This is a genomic window from Microbacterium yannicii, from assembly GCF_024055635.1.
Classification (GTDB): Bacteria; Actinomycetota; Actinomycetes; order Actinomycetales; family Microbacteriaceae; genus Microbacterium; species Microbacterium yannicii.
In genome coordinates, this window is the sequence record NZ_JAMXMB010000033.1 from 96,725 (window position 1) to 115,146 (window position 18,422).

The following is an 18,422-nucleotide window of genomic DNA, read 5'->3' on the forward strand; positions in this document are numbered from 1 at the left end:
CGATGGTCCTGCTGGCGGTGGACCGCGCCCGCATCGCCGCGGCCGCACGGCGTGTGATGGCGCGATGCGACGAGCTCGCGCGCGTGTCGGCGACGAGCGGCGGGATCGAGCGCGTGTACCTGTCGCCCGAGCACGCGCGCGTGAACCGGCTCGCGGCGGAATGGATGCGCGAGGTCGGCATGACGGCGCGCCAGGACGCCGCCGGCAACCAGCTCGGGCGGATGACACCGGCGTCGGGCGAGGTCGATGCGCCCGCACTGCTCCTCGGCTCGCACCTCGACACGGTGCCCGATGCGGGACGCTTCGACGGGATCGTCGGTGTGCTGATGGCCCTCGAGGTCGCGCGCCTGCTGCGCGTGCCCGACGATGGGCCGGCGCGCGCCGGCCTGCCGTTCGCTCTCGAGGTAATCGCGTTCTCGGACGAGGAGGGCACCCGCTTCGGCAAGGCGCTGCTCGGCTCGTCGGCCGTCGGGGGCACGTGGAACGACGACTGGTGGACGCTGACGGATGCCGAGGGCACGAGCCTGCGCGAGGCGTTCCTGGAGTTCGGCCTCGACCCCGCCCGCGTGGGCGAGGCGGCGCGCCGGCCGGACGAGCTCGTCGGGTACCTCGAGGCGCACATCGAGCAGGGCCCCCAACTCGACCGACGCGGCGAGTCGCTCGCGGTGGTGTCGTCGATCGCATCGGCGCGGCGTTTCCAGGTCGTCGTCGAGGGCGAGGCGCGCCACGCCGGCGGGACGCCCTACGACATGCGCCGCGACGCGCTGCTCGGCGCGTCCGAGGCCACGCTCGCGGTCGAGCGCATCTGCCGCGCCGAGCACCACATCATCGGCACCGTCGGACAGCTCGAGGCGTTCCCGGGGGCGGTCAACGTCGTGCCCGGCGAGGCACGGCTCTCCCTCGACCTCCGGGGCGAGTTCGACGGCGAGCGGGATCGGGTATGGCTCTCGATCGAACGCGAGCTCGACGCGATCATGGGGCGCCGGGGTCTGCGCTGGCGGGCGCACGAGGTGCACAGCGCACCCGCCGTGTTCTGCGCGCCGCTGCTGCAGGATGTCGTGCGCGAAGGCATCCTCTCGACCCTCCCGGGCGGCGGAGACCCCGCAGTCCTCTTCAGCCCCGCCGGCCACGACGGCATGGCGATCGGCGCGATCACCGACGTCGGCATGCTCTTCCTCCGCAACCCCGACGGCATCAGCCACCACCCCGACGAAGCGGTGTCGGCCGGCGACGTCGCGCGCGGCATCCAGGCACTCGCCGAGGCCGTGCTGCAGCTCGCCGCCGACCGCTGAAACCAGGCGCCGCTCCGGACGCCTCCGCGAGACCGGGGATTCTCGTCGAACCCGAGGACGTCGCCGTCTGGTTCGACGGGATTCCCCTGGTTCGCGTTCGCGAGCGCGCAGGGATCGCGTTCGCCGGTACCGCGGGGGACCGACCTCACCGTCCGGACGTGGGCATTCCCATGCGGGCCAGCACGACGTTCTCGACGACCTGGACGACGTTGTAAAGCAGCAGCGTCACGATCGTGATGAGCGCCACCGACGCCCACAGCTCGTCGAAGCGGGCGGAGGCGCTGAACTTCTGGATCATGCCACCGATGCCCTGACCGGTCGACAGCCACTCCGCGAGCAGGGCGCCGGTCACGGCTCCCGGCACCGAGACCCGGGCCGCCGCGAACAGCGACGGCAGCGCTCCGGGGACGTTCACCTTGCGCAGCTGCGTCGCGCGACCGCCGCCGTAGACGTGCACGAGGTCGAGGCTCTCCTTCGAGGCCCGGCTGAGGCCGAACATGATCGACGCGAGCGCGGGGAACAGGACGACGATCGAGCCGATGACGGCGACGGATGCCGGAGTCCCGCGTCCCGTGATCAGGATGATGACCGGGGCGATGGCCACGAGCGGCACCGAGCGCAGCAGTAGCGCGAGCGGCATCACGCCCATCTCGACCGAGCGTGACAGCGAGAAGGCCAGGGCGAGGACGACCGCGACGAGCATGCCCACCACGAAGCCGATCGCGGCGTCGGCGAGCGTCTGGGCCAGCAGCGGCATCATCTCTGCGCGGTTCGTGGCCGCCTCGTCGGAGGTGAAGAAGAACTCCCATACGTCGGCGGGGCCCTTGGCGACGTAGGGCGAGATGCCCGTGAGGTTCACCACGGCCCACCACAGGGCGAGCACGATGACGAACGTGAGCAGGGCGTTCAGGAGCGACCGGCCGACGGTGCGCGAGACCGCCGTTGCGCGCGCCGAGCGCGGCGCGGCGGCGGTCGTCGCCGAGGTGCTCGCGATCGTCGCGGTCATGCCGCCACCGCCTTTCCCGATACCCAGGGCGTCACTGCGCGGGAGACGAGCCCGACGAGCGCGTAGCCGATCAGCGCGACGACCGCCGACAGCAGGAACACCGCCCAGACGCGCGCCGAGTCGAGATCGCCCTGCAGGCGGATGAGGGTGATCCCGACACCGCGGTCGGTGCCTCCCATGTACTCGCCGAGGATCGCGCCCAGGAAGGCGGAGGGCACGGCGATCTGCAGCGCGTTGAGGATCGCTGGCGTCGCGGCGATCAGCCGCACCTTGCGCAGCTGCGTGAACCGCGAGCCGCCGTACACCCGCACCACGTCGAGGCTCGAGCGGTCCGCCGCACGGAAGCCGAGGAGGGCGCCGACCACCGTCGTGAAGAACACGGCGAGGGCAGCGAGGAAGATCGCCGTCGCACTCGGATCGCCGGCGCGCTTCGCACCGCCGAGCACCACGATCGCGATGCCTCCGACCGCGACCACCGGCAGGCAGTAGCTGACGACGGCGATCTGCACGACGACGGCCTCGATGCGCGGCACCAGCAGCACCGTGGCCGCCACCAGCAGCGCGATGCCGTTGCCCCACGCGTACCCGATGAGCGCCTCTGTGATCGTCACCTGGAACACGCTCCAGTACGCGGCCAGCCCGTCCTGCCAGATCGTCTGGAAGACGACGAAGGGCGACGGCACCGGGGTGAACGTGGTCCCCGGCGGTGGTTGGAAGACGGTGACCGAGAACAGCCACCAGGCGGCGATCAGCGCGATCGCGCCGATGACGCCCGCCAGCCAGCCGGGAAGGGAGCGCCCGCGCATCAGGACTCCGCAGCGGCGCGGCCGTCCGCACCGAAGAGCAGCTCCGACGCGCGGTCGACGAGGAGGTGGAACTCGGGGGAGCGCTGCATGTCGGGCGTGCGCGGATGCGGCAGGTCGACCTCGATGATCTCCTTGATGCGGCCGGGACGCGGCGACATCACCGCGACCCGATCGGAGAGGAAGATCGCCTCCGACACACCGTGGGTCACGAGGAGGGTGGTGGCCGGCTTCTCGGTCCAGATGCGCAGCAGCTCGAGGTTGAGGTTCTGACGCGTCATGTCGTCGAGCGCGCCGAACGGCTCGTCGAGTAGGAGCACCGAGGGCTTCAGGGCGAGGGCGCGCGCGATCGACACGCGCTGGCGCATGCCTCCCGACAGCTGCGCGGGCTTCGCCTTCTCGAAGCCGGTCAGGCCGACGAGGGCGATGAGCTCGTCGATATAGGCCTTGTCGACCCGTCGGCCGGCGATCTCGAAGACGAGCCGGATGTTCGCCGAGACGCTGCGCCACGGCAGCAGCGCGTGGTCCTGGAAGGCGATGCCCAGTTCACTGTCGCGGCGCAGTTGCGCCGGCGTCTTGCCGTCGACGAACACCTCGCCGGTGGTGGGCGTCTCGAGGTCGGCGAGGATGCGGAGGATGGTCGACTTGCCGCAGCCGGAGGGGCCGAGCAGAGCCAGGAACGACCCCTGGTCGGTGTGCAGGTGGGTGTCCTGCAGGGCGGTCACGCTCTGCCCGCGACCCGTCTGGAACGTCTTGCTGAGGCCGTCGATGCGGATGCCGGTGCCCGGGGCGGGCGCCGCCGGCGAGGTCTCCCCCGCCGACGGTGCCACGTCCGCGGCATCCGTCGCCCTGGTGCTGTTCAGGTGCGTGTCGGTCATGATGATTGCCGCCCGGTCGGGGACTACGGCAGGTAGTCCTTGAGCTCGGGGTTCTCCTCGTAGATCTCGTCGATGATCGTCGTGTCGAACAGGTCGTCGACCGAGACGTCCCAGCCGGCCGCGGCGAGCGATGCGACGGTCTGCTCCTTGAGCTCGTCCGAGATCGTGAACAGGCCGTTCGCCTCGGTCTCGTCGGTCGAGATCAGCAGCTTCTCGGCCTCGAGCCCCTTGGCCGTCTTGACCGGGTCGAGGGCGCCGAAGACGGCCTCCAGGCCGTCCTCCGACTCGGAGGCAGCCTCGTTGTAGTACGTCTCGATGAGCGAGACCGTGTCGTCGGTCGACTCGCGGAAGACGTCGGTCCAGCCCTTGATCTCGGCGATCAGGAACGCCTTCAGCAGGTCCTCGTTCTCGGCGAGGAACTGGTCGGTGACGCTGAACGCCTCGGCGACGTACGGCACGCCGTTCTCGGCGTACGAGAGGTTGGTGACCTCGTAGCCGGCGAGCTCGACCGTGAGGGCCTCGTTCGTGAGGTACGCCATGAAGCCGTCGACCTCGCCGTTCATGAGCGGGGTCGGGTCGAAGTCCACCGGCACGACGGTGACGTCTGCGGGGTCGATGTCGTTGGCGTTCAGCAGCGCGGCGAACACCGAGGCGTTGGAGTCCTGCACGCCGATGGTCTTGCCCACGAGGTCCTGCGGCGTGGTGATGTTGCCGCCGTCGGCGAGGGACAGGATCGTGAAGGGGTTCTTCTGGAAGGTCGTGCCGATGATCTTCAGCGGCGCCTCCTCCTCGGCGACCGCAGCGCCGATCGAGGCCGCGTCGCTCAGGGCGACCTCGACGGTGCCCGAGAGGAGCTTGGCGACGCCGGTGTCGGGACCGGAGATGCCGATCACGTCGTCGAAGCCGGCCTCGTCGTAGTAGCCGTTCTCGTAGGCGTAGAACTCTCCCGCGAACTCCTCGTTCTTGATCCACGAGTACTGGACGCTGATCTCGCCGTACGACGCCTCCTCTTCGCCGCCGCCGCTCGCACCGGGCGCGGAGCCCCCGGATGCGCAGCCGGCGAGGACGAGGGCGGAGGTGACGAATGCGGCCGCGGCGGCCGCGAGGCGGCGATACCGGGCCGGGTTGCTGTGTCGTGCCATCGGGTGTGGCTCCCCTTCTGATGCGATGTGATCTGAGCGACGCTATGACCTCGACGTTTCGCCTCGTGCGCCCCGGTGTTTCCGGGGTGTGACGACGTGCGCCGGGTAGCCGATCCGGCCCCCGGATGCTTCGCTTCAGCGGGCGACGGACGCCTCGAACGGGACGGATGCCGCATCCCTCGCGCCGTCGTTCACAAGCCGCCACACCCGCTCGCGGGTGAAGGGCTGATGGTATGGACGGCGGCCCACGGCACGTGCGATCGCGTTGCCCACGGCGGCGGCGACCGGGTTGTAGGGCGACTCGCTCATGGACTTCGCGCCGAACGGCCCGACCGAGTCGTGGGTCTCGGCCAGCAGCACCTCGGTCGTCGGGACGTCGGCGAACTGCGGCACGCGATACAGGCGGAAGGCCGGATTGGCGACGGCTCCCGCGTCGTCGATCAGCACCTCTTCGTAGAGCGCGCTGCCGAGTCCCTGGGCGGCGCCGCCCTCGATCTGCCCCCTGCACTGGGCGGGGTTCATCACGAATCCCGCGTCGGCGGACTGCACGGACTGCAGCACCCGCACGGTGCCGGTCTCCGGGTCGACGGCCACGCGGACCGCGTGGACGTTGAACGACAGGCTTCGCTCGTCGCCATGCTCGCTGCCGGTGCCGACGATGCCCTCCGCCGTTCGGTGTGCCGCCACGGCGGCTCGCACCAGCTCGGTGTACGAGACGAGGCGAGCGCCCGCCTGCACCCCGCCGGGGGCCAGTCGCACGGCATCCGTGCCGGTGAGGCGGCGCGCGGACTCGAGCATGCGCGCCTTCAGCTGCCGGCATGCGGCGGTCAGCGCCTTGCCCGCGCCGGTGACGCCGGCCGAGGCGAACGCTCCGGTGTCGTGGAGGACGAGGTCGGTGTCGGAACCGCGCAGCAGGATCCGCTCCGGCGTTGCCTCGAGCACGGTCGCCGCGATCTGACGCATCACGGTGCTCGTGCCGTTGCCGAACTCGGCCGTGCCGACCGCGAGTGCGATCGTGCCGTCGGTGCGGAGCGTCACCGACGTGTGCGCGTGGTGGCCGCCGGGGGCCATCGCGGCGATGAACGACAGCGCCATGCCCTCGCCGACGAGCCAGCCGTCGGGTGCCGGCACGCCGTTGCCTCGTTCGAGCGCGCCCTGCGCCAGGTCGAGGCACTGGTCGAGGCCGTAGCTGCCCCACACGAGGTCTTCGTCGTGCTCGTCGCGCACGGTGAGGAGCGGGTCGCCCGCCCGCACGGCGTTGAGGCGGCGCAGGTCGAACGGATCCATGCCGAGCCGCTCGGCGAGCAGGTCGAGCGCCGACTCGACGCCGAGGATCACCTGGCCGAGCCCGTAGCCGCGGAAGGCTCCGGACGGCACGTTGTTCGTGTAGACGACCTCGGCGTCGACGCGCTTGACCGGGCAGCGGTACACGTTGATCGATTCGGCGCAGCCGTGGAACATCACGCCGATGCCGTGGTTGCCGTAGGCGCCGGTGTCGCTCAGCACGTCGAGTCTGATCGCGGTGAGCACGCCCTCCGCTGTGGCGCCGAGGGTCACGCCGACCCGGAACGGATGCCGCACCGAGGCGCGCCGGAACTCGTCGGCGCGCGTGAACTCGTACGCCACCGTGCGTCCGGTGCGCAGCACGGCGAGGGCGACCAGGTCTTCCGCGAACATCTCCTGCTTGCCGCCGAAGCCACCGCCCACGCGCGCCGCATGGACCCGCACGCGCTCGCGGGGCAGTTCGAACAGCCGTGCCAGCTCGTCCCGCACGAGGAACGGCACCTGCGTGCTCGAGCGGATGACGAGCCGGCCCTCCTCGTCCAGGCGGCCGACCGCGCCGTGCGTCTCGAGCTGCGCGTGCGAGACGCGGCTCGTCTGCCACGTGCCGGTGACGGTGACCGCGCTCGCCGCGAGGGCTGCCTCGACATCACCGCCGATGCCGTCGTGGAGCGTCGCCAGCACGTTGCGGGATGCCTCGGCCACGCGATGCTCGGCCGTCAGACCGGGGTGCAACACCGGTGCTCCCGGGCGCCGCGCCTCTTCGGGATCGAAGACCGCGTCGAGCACGTCGTACTCGACGGCGATCAGACGACAGGCCTCGTCGGCGGCCTCCGCCGTCTCTGCGACGATCGCCGCCACCCGCTGCCCGACGAAGCGCACCACGTCGTCGAGGATGCGGGTGTCGTCGGGGTCGTCCTCGCGGTGCTCGTGCCGTGCAGTGGAGAACCGCCGCGCCGTGACGTTCTGGTGCGTGAAGACGGCGACCACCCCCGGCACAGCCCGGGCGGCCGTCGCATCGATCGAGACGATGCGGGCGTGCGCATGCGGCGAGCCGACGACACGGAGCACGAGGGCGTCGGAGGTGTCGGTGTCGAACGTGAAGGGCTCGAGCCCCTGCACGATGCGGCGGCCGGGCTCGGGTCGCACGGACTGCCCGACGAGCCCTTCGACAGGCTCAGGGACCGGGGCCAGGGTCTCCGAGCAGCCGGTCGCTGAGCCTGTCGAAGCGCACCCCGCGTTGCGCACGGGATCGGAACCCCCGGTCGCTGAGCCTGTCGAAGCGCACCCCGTCTCACGCACGGGATCGGAACCCCCGGTCGCTGAGCCTGTCGAAGCGCACCCCGTCTCGCGCACGGGATCGGGACCCCCGGTCGCTGAGCCTGTCGAAGCGCACCCCGCGTTGCGCACGGGATCGGAACCTCCGGTCGCTGAGCCTGTCGAAGCGCACCCCGCCTCGCGCACGGGATCGGAGCCCCCGGTCGCTGAGCCTGTCGGAGCGCACCCCGTCTCGCGCACGGGATCGGAACCCCCGGTCGCTGAGCCCGTCGGAGCGCACCCCGCGTTGCGCACGGGATCGGAACCCCCGGTCGCTGAGCCTGTCGGAGCGCACCCCGTGTCGCGCACGGGGCCGAGCACCGCGGCCTGGATCGCGTCGCGGATCGGCCGGTACCCGGTGCAGCGGCACAGGTTGCCTTTCATGCGCCGGTCGAGATCGGGCAGGTCGTCGGCGCTCAGCGTCGAGGCGGTCACCGCCATCCCGGGGGTGCAGAACCCGCACTGGAAGCCGAAGTGCTCGACGAGGGCCTCCTGCACCGGGTGCAGGCCGTCACCGGGAGCGAGCCCTGCCGCCGTCGTGACGGAAGCGCCCTCGGCCCGCACGGCCGGGATGATGCACGAGTGCACCGGCATGCCGTCGAGGATCACGCCGCACGCGCCGCAGTCCCCGGCATCGCAGCCCTTCTTGACCTCGTGATGACCGTTCTCGCGCAGCAGTGTCCGCAGGCACTGCCCGGCGCGGGGCTCGGCCTCGAGCGGCTCGCCGTTGACCTCGAGCCTCATGCCGCGCGCTCCTGCCGTGCGAGATCGCCGCGGATCCGTTCGGCCAGCACGACGCTCACCGCTCGGCGCCAGTCGGCGGCGCCGAGCGAGTCGCTGTAATACCCCGGAGCTCCTCCGACGACCTCGGCGAGGATCGCCGCATCGGGCACCTGCGGGAATCGGAACACGACGGGGCGCTCTGTCGACGCCGTCACCGTGACCACGACTTCGCCGTCGACGTCGAGCCGCCCGGTCACCACCGCGCCCGATCGTCCGTGCTCGGCGAGGGCGATCTTGCGCAGCAGCACGCGCGACCGCATCGCGTGCTCAGGCAGGTCCACGGCGCGCAGCACCTCCCCACGCCGCAGCGAGTTCTCGCCGTTGCCGGTGATGAGGTCCGCGACGGGAAGCGTGTACTTCCCCCCTCCGGCGGTCCACACCTCGCCGGTGCCGTCGAGGGCGACGGCCAGCGAGATCATCGCACCCGCGGCGAACGAGCGGCACACGTTGCCGCCGACAGTCGCTGTGTTCCAGATCTTGAACGACGCGAGCAGCGCGTTCGCCGCGTCCGGAATGACGGATGCCGCGGCCCACCCCGCAGGCACGCCCTGCGCCCCGCGGCCTTCGGCCCATGCGACGAGGTCCGCGATGGTGCACGTCGCTCCGATGCGAAGGCCCTGGTCGGTGATCTCGAGGGCGGGCCATCCCATGGTCGTCAGGTCGACGAACCCCGTCGTTCCGGGCTGCGGCTCGCTCATGAGCCAGGTGCCGCCCGCGAGGAACGTCTCGCCTGCGACCAGGCGCAGGTCGTCCCGCCCGCGCGCCCGGCGGTACGAGGTGACCGAGGTGATGTCCACGCGTGCGTCCTTCCGCTGCGACTGCCGGCGTCGCCCCTTCGAGGCGGGGCGCTGATCCGACAGTCAAGCAATGCGCGGTTTCACCGGTGTTTCGCCCGATTGCGGGCGCGCGCCGATTCTGCGGTGACGGTCCGCCGAGGAGCGCGAAGACGTCTCAGTCGCCCTGCGCGCCGGCGGCATCGCGCTGTGCGCTGCCGGCATCGTCCGGGTGAGTCGAAGGGTCGGGGCGTGGGCCGCGGTGCGGGATCGGCTGCGGCGACTCGCCGCGGGACGGACGTGGCGGCTCGGGCGGGGCATCCGCTCGGACGCTCCCCTCGAAGGGGATCAGCGGATCGGCGCGTCCGGAATGCTTCGGGAAGCGCCGGCCTGTCACGGTGCTCGCGGTGATCCTGATCGCGAAGAACTTCGGTGTCGGGCTCCAGGACTCGAGTTCGCGCACGCCGCTGCGGCGGATCTCGTCGTCGCTCGTGACACGGGCAGCTCCGCCCCGGACGACGACGCTCCAGAGCGAGTCGTCCGTCTCGCCGTCGACCTCGAACGCGACGAGCGGATGCTGTGCGATGTGCAGGAGCTTCGCGTCGCGGGCGGTGCGCACGAAGAGCGAGCCCTCGTAGGTGGTGAAGTTCACGGGGAAGACGTCGGGTGCGCCGTCCGCGTGGATCACGGCGAGCCGTCCCAGTCGCGCTTCCTGGAGCAGCGACCAGCATTCCGACGTCGCGAGGCGCTCCACCTGCGCGGTCCCGCGGGGAGCAGCTCCGACTCCGGCCGATGAAGCCGCCGGGTCCGTCTCGCGCCCCGCCGATCGGGAAGCATCCATCGCCGCCTCCTCTTCCTCCTTCGGTCATACCCCCGACCGGTGCGTTACGGAAGGGCCTGCGGCGCGACGGACGGCGCGGCGCGGCATCCGTCTCCCGTCCTTCCGCACCCCGCCCCCAATGCCACTGGGGTCGAGGCTGTTCGTCAGAGACGCTCCGCGAGAGCGACGGATGCCGCGGCCACATCCCGCGCGAGACGTCCCTCGTCGGCGGTGACCAGCGTCGCGTCCTCGACGACGGTCCTGCCGCCGACGTAGAGGCGCTTGAGTGGCGGCAGGGCGCCGAGGCCGAGCGCGGCCACCGGATCGAGGATGCCGGCGTGCTCGATGCGATCGACCTCCCACACGGCGATGTCGGCGAGCTTGCCGGGCTCGAGCGATCCGATCTCGTGCTGTCTGCCGAGCACGCGCGCACCGCCCATCGTCGCGATGCGCAGCCCGTCGCGGACGCTCATCGACTCCGAGCCGGTGCGCAGGCGGTTCATCAGCACCGATTCGCGGATCTCGACGCCGAGCTGCCCCGACTCGTTCGAGGCCGAGCCGTCGACACCGAGCCCGACCGGAACACCGGCGTCGAGCAGCGCGCGCACCGGCGCGATGCCGGCGGCGAGCCGCGCGTTCGACGACGGGCAGTGCGCGACGCCCGTGCCGGTCGCGGCGTAGCGCTCGATCGCGGGGGCGTCGAGGTGCACGCCGTGCGCCATCCAGACGTCGTCCCCCAGCCACCCCAGCTCTTCGAGGTACTGCGTCGGCGTCCGGCCGAAATGCTCGGCGCAATATGCGTCCTCTTCGACCGTCTCGGACGCGTGCGTGTGCAGCCGCACGCCGAGCGACCGGGCGAGCACCGCCGCCTCCCGCAGCAGGTCGGCCGTCACCGAGAACGGCGAACAGGGGGCGACCGCGATCCGCACCATCGCGTCGAACGACGGGTCGTGGTAGCGCTCGACCGCCTCCTGCGACGCCTGCAGGGCGGCATCCGTCGTCTCGACCGCGAAGTCGGGCGGCAGCCCGCCCTGCGACTGCCCGAGGTCCATCGACCCCCGCGTCGCGTGAAGGCGCACGCCGATGGTCGACGCCGACTCGACGAGCGCGCCCACGATGTCGCCCGACCCGCGGGGGAAGACGTAGTGGTGGTCGCCGACCGTGGTGCAGCCGGACCGCGCGAGCACCGCCATCCCGCCCGCAGCGCCCACGCCGGTGAGCTCCGCGTCGATGCGCGCCCACAGCGGGTACAGCGCCGTGAGCCAGTCGAACAGGATCGAGTCCTGGGCGTACCCGCGCGTCAGCCACTGGTAGAGGTGGTGGTGGGTGTTGATGAGTCCCGGTGTCACGAGGCACCCGCGCCCATCCACGATGTCGGCGCCGTCGCGCCAGCGGTCGTCCGCGCGTCCGGGGCCGACCGCGGCGATGAGTCCGTCCGAGATCACGACGTGCCCGCCGGCGTGCTCGGTGGCGACGGCGTCGACGGTGACGACGTGTGCGTTCTCGATGATCGTGCGGGTCATGAGGCTCCTGCCGGGAGGGGGATGCCGCAGCCCGAGGTCGCGCGGGCGGCAGGGGACTGCGGCGCAGACGCTGTGGAGATCGTGGCGCCCGCCGACGTCTCGCTCGAGGGCGCCTGGTGAGAGGGCGACTCCGCAGCGTGCGGCGCTGCGGCGGCGCCCCTCCGGTGGAGCGGCCCGGAGCGCGTGCTCAGCGGGACACCGGAGCCTCCGTGCCGTGTGGCCACGATCTCGGCGAGCACCGAGATCGCGGTCTCCTCGGGGCTCGCGCCGCCGAGGTCGAGGCCCAGGGGCGACCGCACCCGTGCGATCTCGGCCGCCGTGACCCCGGCCTCGCGCAGCAGCGCGTTGCGGTGTGCCACGGTGCCGCGGGCTCCCATCGCGCCGACGAACCCGACGGGGAGGGCGAGGGCCGCGGCGAGGGCCGGAACGTCCAATCGCTCGTCATGGGTCAGGACGCAGACGGCCGTCCGGTCGTCCACGACGGACGCATCGAGCGCTGCCAGGTGCTCGTGCGGGAGTCCGACGACCAGCTCGACAGCCGCGGGGAAGCGCTCGCGCGTCACCAGCGTCTCCCACACGTCGCACACGGTCACGGCGAAGCCGGCGGCCGCGGCCACGCGGCACAGGGCCGCCGCATGCTCGCCGGCGCCGATGACGATGAGATGGGGTGCCGGGGCGTGCGAGAGCACGAGGACGTCGTGGCCGTCGAGGGCGCCGGCGACCACGACGGTGTCTCGATCGCGGATCGCGGTCTCGAGTGCGGCCGCCGCCTCGGACGAGCCCGCCGTCGCAGAACGCAGTGCGCGCTCGTCCAGCACCGTGCCTGCAACCGGCCCGGCGAGCACGAGCCCGACCGTGACACCGCGGCCCGCGGCGGCCGCCTCGAGCGCGTCCATGACCGGAGGCTCGGAAGGCACGGCGTAGGCCGCGACATCCACGCTCCCGCCGCAGGCGAGTCCCGCGGCGTGGGCGGCGTCGTCCGAGAACCCGAGCCGCGCGGTCCGCGGCGCGCCATCGAGGCGGGCGCCGTGCGCCAGCAGGATCGCGTCGCCTTCCACGCACCCGCCGGAGATCGATCCGATCACGCGTCCGTCCGCCGTCACCGCCATCGTCGCGCCGGCGCCACGCGGTGCGCTCCGCGCCACCCGGGTGACGGTCACGGCCGCGAGCGAGTCGCCGTCGCGCAGCAGCGGCAGCAGTTCACGGGCACGTTCGAGCATGCGCACACGCTAGGCCCGCTGTGTTTCGTGCGGACTACGCTCAGGAAACGCCGTCGGCACCGCCGCGGCATCCCATGCGGAGGAGGCCGGTTCGTGCGCATCTGCGGGATCGTGCTCGCGGCGGGAGCCGGAACCCGATACGGGTCGCCGAAAGGTCTCGCGCGCACGGCGGACGGCGAGCCATGGGTCGCTCGCGGCGTCCGGACGCTGCAGCACGGCGGGTGCGATCAGGTGCTGGTCGTCGTCGGCGCCCGTGCCGACGAGGTCGCCGCGCTCGTGCCGGACAGCGCCCGCGTGGTCGAGGCCCGAGACTGGGCCGCCGGACTCTCCGCGTCGCTGCGAGCGGGACTGCGCGCGGCGCAGGGCTCGGCCTCCAGCGATCCGGTGACGGGAGCCGATCAGGGTGCGTTCGACGCGGTGGTCGTGCTGCCCGTCGACACCCCCGACGCGCCGGCCTCCGTCGTCCATCGCGTCATCGTGAGCCTTCGTCGCGGAGCGCCCCTCGTTCAGGGGGTGTACGGCGGTATGCCGGGGCATCCGGTGGCGATCGAGCGCTCGCACTTCGCCACGCTGAGCGACGCAGTGGAGGGTGACCGCGGTGCACGACCGTATCTCGTCACCCGCGGCGTCGTCGAGGTCGAGTGCGGCGACCTCTGGTCGGGCGCCGACATCGACCGCCGCTGACGCCAGGCGGCGCGGCTCCCACCGGTCGTCGAGTGCGGCGAACGCGCCCCTGTTCCGGTCGTTGAGCGAGGGAGCGCCAGCGACCGAGACGAGACGCCTTGGGTCTCCCTGTTGCCCCGGGTGCGGCGCGTTTCGTCTCGCTCGTTCCTCGCTCGCTCAACGACCGGGTGGCTCGCGTTCGTCGTGTCTTCTCGCGCGCACGACGGCATACTCCTGTTCCGGTCGTTGAGCGAGGGAGCGCCAGCGACCGAGACGAAACGTCTCTGGTCTCGCTGCTGCCCCGGGTGCGGCGCGGGCGGTCAGAGCAGGAGCGTCACGATCAGGACCGCGGCGCCGAGGAAGGCGCACCAGCCGCGCACGTGGTTGCCGATCGTCCATTCGCGTGCCGTCGCCTGCCAGGTGCGCCGGGCCGCCGCGTCATCGGGCGACAGCCGCTCCACGGCGGTGTTGCGGGGGATGTGGAAGCCCGCGGTCACGAAGAAATGCGCGACGATCAGCACATCGCCGACGAGACGCCAGGCCGAGACCGCGCCCTGCCACGCGACGAGCTCCGCGATGGCCGAGGCGACGGCCACCGCGGTGGAGCCGACGAACAGCAGCAGGAACACCGGCCTGACGGACCGGTTGATCTGCTGCATGACACGCAGCGCCGCGTCATCGGGCGAGCGGGAGAGGCCGGGCATGACGAGCAGCGAGAAGCCGAAGTACACGCCGCCTATCGCTGCGCCGAGGAGAGCGGCCGCCGCGGCCAGTGCGTTCTGGATGTCCACGTTCCGTCCGCCGAGGTCAGGCGCCGAGCACCACGTTCAACGGCGGCTCACCCGCGACCAGGCGTTCGATCTGCGTGCGCACCAGCTTCGCGACGCGCGGGCGCATCGCGCTGGAGGCGCCGCCCACGTGCGGCGTGATGAGCACGCCCGGGAGGCTCCAGAGCGGGTGTCCCTCGGGCAGCGGCTCGGGATCGGTGACGTCGAGCGCGGCGCGGATGCGGCGACGGCCGACGTGATCCACGAGCGCCTCGGTGTCGATGAGTGAGCCGCGGCCGACGTTGATGACCAGCGCGCCGTCGGGCAGGGCCGACAGGAACGCGTCGTCGACCAGCTTCTGGGTCGCGGCGCCGCCGGGCAGCGTGAGGATCACGATCTCGGCGTGGGGGAGCAGTGCCGGCAGCTCGTCGATGCCGTGCACGGCGACGCCGTCCTCGTCGCGCGCATGCGAGGCGACGGGCGTGAGCTCCACCTCGAAGGGTTCGAGACGCGCGGCCACGGCCTTGCCGACGCCACCGTATCCGAGCAGCAGCACACGGCGGTCGGCGAGGCTCTGCGCGAAGACCGGTGCCCACCGGCCGGCGGCCGTGTCGACGGCGAACCGGTCGAAGTGACGCTGCGCGGCGATGGCGAGGCCGACGGCCAGCTCCGCCGTGGAGGTCTCGTGCACGGAGGCCGCGTTGGCGAAGGTGAGGCCTGCCGGCAGGATGTCGGCGACGCCGTCGTATCCGATCGACTGGCCCTGCACGAGCCCGACCTCGACTCCCTCGAGGCGCTCGAGCACGCGCGCCATCGACATGTAGGGCGGCACGACCATGTCGAAACGCTCGCGCGGGGCTGCGGCATCCATCGGCCATACCACCAGCTCGACGCCGGCGGGGAGCTCCCCGAGATCGGCGGCGAGTTCTTCGGTGGGGACGCTGACGACGAGATTCGGGATGCCGGTGCTCACCCTGTCCACGCTACCCGCGCGGTGCGGGTCGGGCGTCCCCGGGCGGCGCTACGCTCTCGCCCAGCGAGCGCCGTCGCTCGAGCGGCGCTGGCAGAGGAGGCGGACGTGGTTCCTGAGATCAATTACTGGGCGGTGCTGATCGCAACAGCGTCGAGCATGGTCGTCGGCTCGATCTGGTACACGCCGAAGGTGTTTGGCACCCGATGGGCGAGACTCGCGAACGTCGACATGGATCGGCCGGGCGCGAGCGCCGTCGTGCCGATCGTCGTCACCGTCGTCGTGAGCTTCGTCACAGCGTGGGTGCTCGCCGGCGCGTCGTCGATCGCGTGGCACTTCTACGGCGGCAGCTACCTCTGGTCGGCGCTGGCCACCGGCGTCATCCTGTGGGCGGGCTTCACGGCCGCGCGGTTCATCACGCACGACCAGTTCGAGGGCAGGCCGTCGTCGCTCACGGTGCTGAACATCGCCCACGAGCTGGTGACGATCGTCATCATGGCGCTCATCATCGGCGTCTGGCCGCCCGCCGGCACGGTCTGAGCCATCCGACTCCACGCGAGAGTGCAGCCGGTGGACGAGGGATAGGGAACGCCCCTACCCCTCGGCGCCGAGATGCACTCTCACGGAAGGGGACGCCGCGGCTCAGGCCGCCGCGCCGACCACGGCGGCGATGGCCGAGGTGAAGAACGACAGGCCGTCGACGCCCGACCGCATGGCGACCGCGGTGTCGGGGCCGAAGCCCGGCTCGACCGCGTGCTCGGGGTGCGGCATCAGGCCGACCACGTTGCCGCGCTCGTTGGTGATGCCGGCGATGTCACGGAGCGAGCCGTTGGGGTTGACCCCGACGTACCGGAACACCACGAGGCCTTCGCCCTCGAGACGATCGAGCTCGTCCTCGGAGGCGATGTACCCGCCGTCGGCGTTCTTCAGCGGGATGACGATCTCCTGGCCGGAAATTAAATCGCTGGTCCACGCCGTGTCGTTGTTCTCGACGCGGAGGCGCTGGTCGCGGCGGATGAACTGCTGGTGCGCGTTGCGGATCAGGCCGCCGGGCAGCAGGTGCGCCTCGACGAGCATCTGGAAGCCGTTGCAGATGCCGAGGACGGGCATGCCCTGGGCCGCGGCATCCTTCACCTCCGACATGATCGGGGCGAGCGCCGCGATCGCGCCGGCGCGCAGATAGTCGCCGTAGCTGAAGCCGCCAGGCAGGACGAGTCCGTCGACGCCGTCGAGGTCGTGCGAGCCGTGCCACAGGGCGACCGGCTCGCCGCCCGCGATCTCGATCGCGCGCTGCGCGTCGCGGTCGTCGAGCGAGCCGGGGAAGGTGATGACGCCGATGCGGGCGGTCATTCCACGACCTCGATGCCGACGACGTCCTCGATCACCGCGTTCGACAGGATCTCGTCGGCGATGCGCTGGGCCTCGGCGAGCACCTCGTCGGTGACCTCGCCCTCGACGGTGAGCTCGAATCGCTTGCCGATGCGCACGGCGCTGAAGTCCGAGACCCCGAGGCGTGCGAATGCGCCCGAGACGGCCTTTCCCTGCGGGTCCAGAAGCTCGGCCTTGGGCATGACGTCGACGACGATGGTGGGCATGTGATAGCTCCGGATGTCGCGGGCAGGGGTCCCCTCCAGTCTACGGGCCGCGGCATCCGTCGTATCGACGCCCGGATTTCCGGGCCGTGACGCAACCGTGACCAAACCGTGGGAGCGCTCCCTTGACTTCGTGGGAGCGCTCCCGTAGCGTGACCTCTCGATCGATGGGACCGCTCCCACGGTCGCACCACGGCACGGATCGCTCCGGGCCGAACCTGCAAACACACGACCCTGACAACACAAAGGAGTGACAGTGAACGCACGCGCCTTCCGCAGAAGCGCTGTGGCAATCGCCGCATTCTCGGCTTCGGCCATCGTTCTCGCCGGCTGCGCCAGCAGCAGCGGCAACGACGACGCCGGCAGCGAAGACGGCCAGATCACGCTGACCCTGGCGACCTTCAACGACTTCGGCTACGACGATGAACTCCTCCAGGAGTACATGGACGAGAACCCGAACGTGAAGATCGTCCACAACAAGGCGGCCATCACCGATGACGCCCGCACGAATTACTTCGCGAAGCTCGGCAAGGAAGGCCTGGCCGACATCGAGGCCGTCGAGGTCGACTGGTTCGCCGAGGCGATGCAGTATTCCGACCTGCTCGCCGAGGTGCCCGACAGCGCCAAGGGCCGCTGGGTCGAGTGGAAGGAAGAAGCAGCGACCGACGCCGATGGGCGTCTCGTGGGCTTCGGCACCGACATCGGACCGCAGGCCGTCTGCTACCGCGCCGACCTGTTCGCCGCCGCCGGACTGCCCTCCACGCCCGACGAGGTCGCCGGCGCGATCGACGGCGACTGGGACACGTTCTTCGACCTGGCCGACCAGTACAAGGCCGCGACCGGCAAGCCGATGATCGACGCCGCGAACTCCGCGTTCCAGGGCATCGTCAACCAGATCGAGTTCCCGTACGACGAGCCCGACGGCACCGTCGTGGCGACCGACAACCCGGACCTCGAGGCGGCGTACAACCTCGTCGTCGAGCGTGGCATCCCCAACTCGGCCTACTCGGGCCAGTGGTCGGACGACTGGAACGCCTCGATGGCCAACGGCGAGTTCGCGGCGATGCTGTGCCCGCCGTGGATGCTGGGCATCATCTCGGGCAACGCGCCCGAGGTCACCGGCTGGGAGATCGCCAACGCGTTCCCCAACGGCGGCGGCAACTGGGGTGGCTCGTACCTGACCGTCCCGGCCAACGGCAAGAACGTCGATGAGGCGCTCAAGCTCGCTGACTGGCTGACCGCTCCCGAGCAGCAGGAGAAGACCTTCGTCAACGTCGGCGCGTTCCCGAGCGCCATCGACGCGCAGGCCGCTCCCTCGATCACGGACTCGACGAACGAGTACTTCGCCGACGCCCCGACCGGCTCGATCTTCGCGGAGCGGTCGGACGCGATCACGGTCACGCCGTACAAGAGCGCTGACTACTTCAAGTACAACACCGCGCTGCAGGACGCCATCACCCGTGTCTTCGACGGCACGGAGGACGCCCAGACGTCGTGGGACAACTACGTCGCCGAAGTCGAAGCGTTCTGATCGGTCGACACCGATGACATGTCCGCTCGCGCGGCCATGATCTGACAGCAGTACCGGGGTG

The 18,422-nt window shown here is 71.3% G+C and carries 17 protein-coding genes; 4 read left to right on the top strand and 13 right to left on the bottom strand.

What is annotated here, in order from left to right:
* The first annotated feature begins 2 nt into the window (after positions 1-2).
* A complete protein-coding gene (locus NCG93_RS13830; protein ID WP_194413681.1) occupies positions 3-1,292 on the top strand; it encodes an allantoate amidohydrolase in 1,290 nt (429 codons plus the stop codon).
* A gap of 145 nt (positions 1,293-1,437) precedes the next feature.
* Here NCG93_RS13830 and NCG93_RS13835 read toward each other — a convergent pair whose 3' ends face one another.
* The 9 genes from NCG93_RS13835 to NCG93_RS13875 all read right to left on the bottom strand — a co-directional run bounded on the left by NCG93_RS13835 (position 1,438) and on the right by NCG93_RS13875 (position 12,838).
* Entirely contained in the window at positions 1,438-2,298 is an 861-nt protein-coding gene (locus tag NCG93_RS13835) for an ABC transporter permease (protein WP_194412086.1), read from the bottom strand.
* Positions 2,295-3,104 (bottom strand): ABC transporter permease, encoded by an 810-nt coding sequence (locus NCG93_RS13840; protein ID WP_194412085.1) that lies wholly within the window; start codon positions 3,102-3,104, stop codon positions 2,295-2,297. Before NCG93_RS13840 ends, NCG93_RS13835 begins: the two co-directional genes overlap by 4 nt.
* Positions 3,104-3,979, bottom strand: coding sequence for an ABC transporter ATP-binding protein (locus NCG93_RS13845; protein WP_194412084.1), 876 nt, complete (start codon positions 3,977-3,979; stop codon positions 3,104-3,106). The genes NCG93_RS13840 and NCG93_RS13845 overlap by 1 nt, the downstream gene beginning before the upstream one ends.
* Before the next feature lie 23 nt (positions 3,980-4,002).
* Positions 4,003-5,121 (bottom strand): ABC transporter substrate-binding protein, encoded by a 1,119-nt coding sequence (locus NCG93_RS13850; protein ID WP_194412083.1) that lies wholly within the window; start codon positions 5,119-5,121, stop codon positions 4,003-4,005.
* Between the two features lie 135 nt (positions 5,122-5,256).
* Positions 5,257-8,463 (bottom strand): molybdopterin cofactor-binding domain-containing protein, encoded by a 3,207-nt coding sequence (locus NCG93_RS13855; protein WP_194412082.1) that lies wholly within the window; start codon positions 8,461-8,463, stop codon positions 5,257-5,259.
* Positions 8,460-9,299 carry an FAD binding domain-containing protein gene (locus NCG93_RS13860; RefSeq protein WP_194412081.1) on the bottom strand — a complete coding sequence of 280 codons (840 nt, stop codon included), beginning with the start codon at positions 9,297-9,299 and terminating at the stop codon, positions 8,460-8,462. Before NCG93_RS13860 ends, NCG93_RS13855 begins: the two co-directional genes overlap by 4 nt.
* 154 nt (positions 9,300-9,453) lie before the next feature.
* The gene (locus NCG93_RS13865; RefSeq protein WP_194412080.1) at positions 9,454-10,116 is read right to left on the bottom strand and encodes a pyridoxamine 5'-phosphate oxidase family protein; all 663 of its coding nucleotides are present in this window, start codon (positions 10,114-10,116) and stop codon (positions 9,454-9,456) included.
* 143 nt (positions 10,117-10,259) lie between these two features.
* Positions 10,260-11,618, bottom strand: coding sequence for an 8-oxoguanine deaminase (locus NCG93_RS13870; RefSeq protein WP_194412079.1), 1,359 nt, complete (start codon positions 11,616-11,618; stop codon positions 10,260-10,262).
* Positions 11,615-12,838 carry an XdhC family protein gene (locus NCG93_RS13875; RefSeq protein WP_194412078.1) on the bottom strand — a complete coding sequence of 408 codons (1,224 nt, stop codon included), beginning with the start codon at positions 12,836-12,838 and terminating at the stop codon, positions 11,615-11,617. Before NCG93_RS13875 ends, NCG93_RS13870 begins: the two co-directional genes overlap by 4 nt.
* Positions 12,839-12,931: 93 nt before the next feature.
* Between NCG93_RS13875 and NCG93_RS13880 the strand changes: the two genes are divergently transcribed.
* Positions 12,932-13,522: a nucleotidyltransferase family protein gene (locus tag NCG93_RS13880; RefSeq protein WP_194412077.1), complete on the top strand. Its 591-nt coding sequence runs from the start codon at positions 12,932-12,934 to the stop codon at positions 13,520-13,522.
* Between the two features lie 299 nt (positions 13,523-13,821).
* Here the strand turns inward: NCG93_RS13880 and NCG93_RS13885 are convergent, their stop codons facing one another.
* Entirely contained in the window at positions 13,822-14,292 is a 471-nt protein-coding gene (locus NCG93_RS13885; RefSeq protein WP_194412076.1) for an anthrone oxygenase family protein, read from the bottom strand.
* 16 nt (positions 14,293-14,308) lie between these two features.
* Positions 14,309-15,241 (bottom strand): 2-hydroxyacid dehydrogenase, encoded by a 933-nt coding sequence (locus tag NCG93_RS13890; RefSeq protein ID WP_194412075.1) that lies wholly within the window; start codon positions 15,239-15,241, stop codon positions 14,309-14,311.
* Between the two features lie 105 nt (positions 15,242-15,346).
* Here NCG93_RS13890 and NCG93_RS13895 point away from each other — a divergent pair, with 105 nt between their 5' ends.
* Complete coding sequence (locus NCG93_RS13895; RefSeq protein WP_194412074.1) at positions 15,347-15,778, top strand: DUF1761 domain-containing protein; 432 nt, start codon at positions 15,347-15,349, stop codon at positions 15,776-15,778.
* 102 nt (positions 15,779-15,880) lie between these two features.
* Here the strand turns inward: NCG93_RS13895 and purQ are convergent, their stop codons facing one another.
* On the bottom strand, positions 15,881-16,588 hold the full coding sequence (gene purQ, locus NCG93_RS13900; protein ID WP_194412073.1) for a phosphoribosylformylglycinamidine synthase subunit PurQ: 708 nt from the start codon (positions 16,586-16,588) through the stop codon (positions 15,881-15,883).
* The gene (gene purS, locus NCG93_RS13905) at positions 16,585-16,833 is read right to left on the bottom strand and encodes a phosphoribosylformylglycinamidine synthase subunit PurS (RefSeq protein WP_194412072.1); all 249 of its coding nucleotides are present in this window, start codon (positions 16,831-16,833) and stop codon (positions 16,585-16,587) included. Before purS ends, purQ begins: the two co-directional genes overlap by 4 nt.
* A gap of 253 nt (positions 16,834-17,086) precedes the next feature.
* On the opposite strand from purS, the gene NCG93_RS13910 reads away from it, so the two are divergent.
* Complete coding sequence (locus NCG93_RS13910) at positions 17,087-18,361, top strand: ABC transporter substrate-binding protein (protein ID WP_194412071.1); 1,275 nt, start codon at positions 17,087-17,089, stop codon at positions 18,359-18,361.
* The last annotated feature ends 61 nt before the right edge of the window (positions 18,362-18,422 follow it).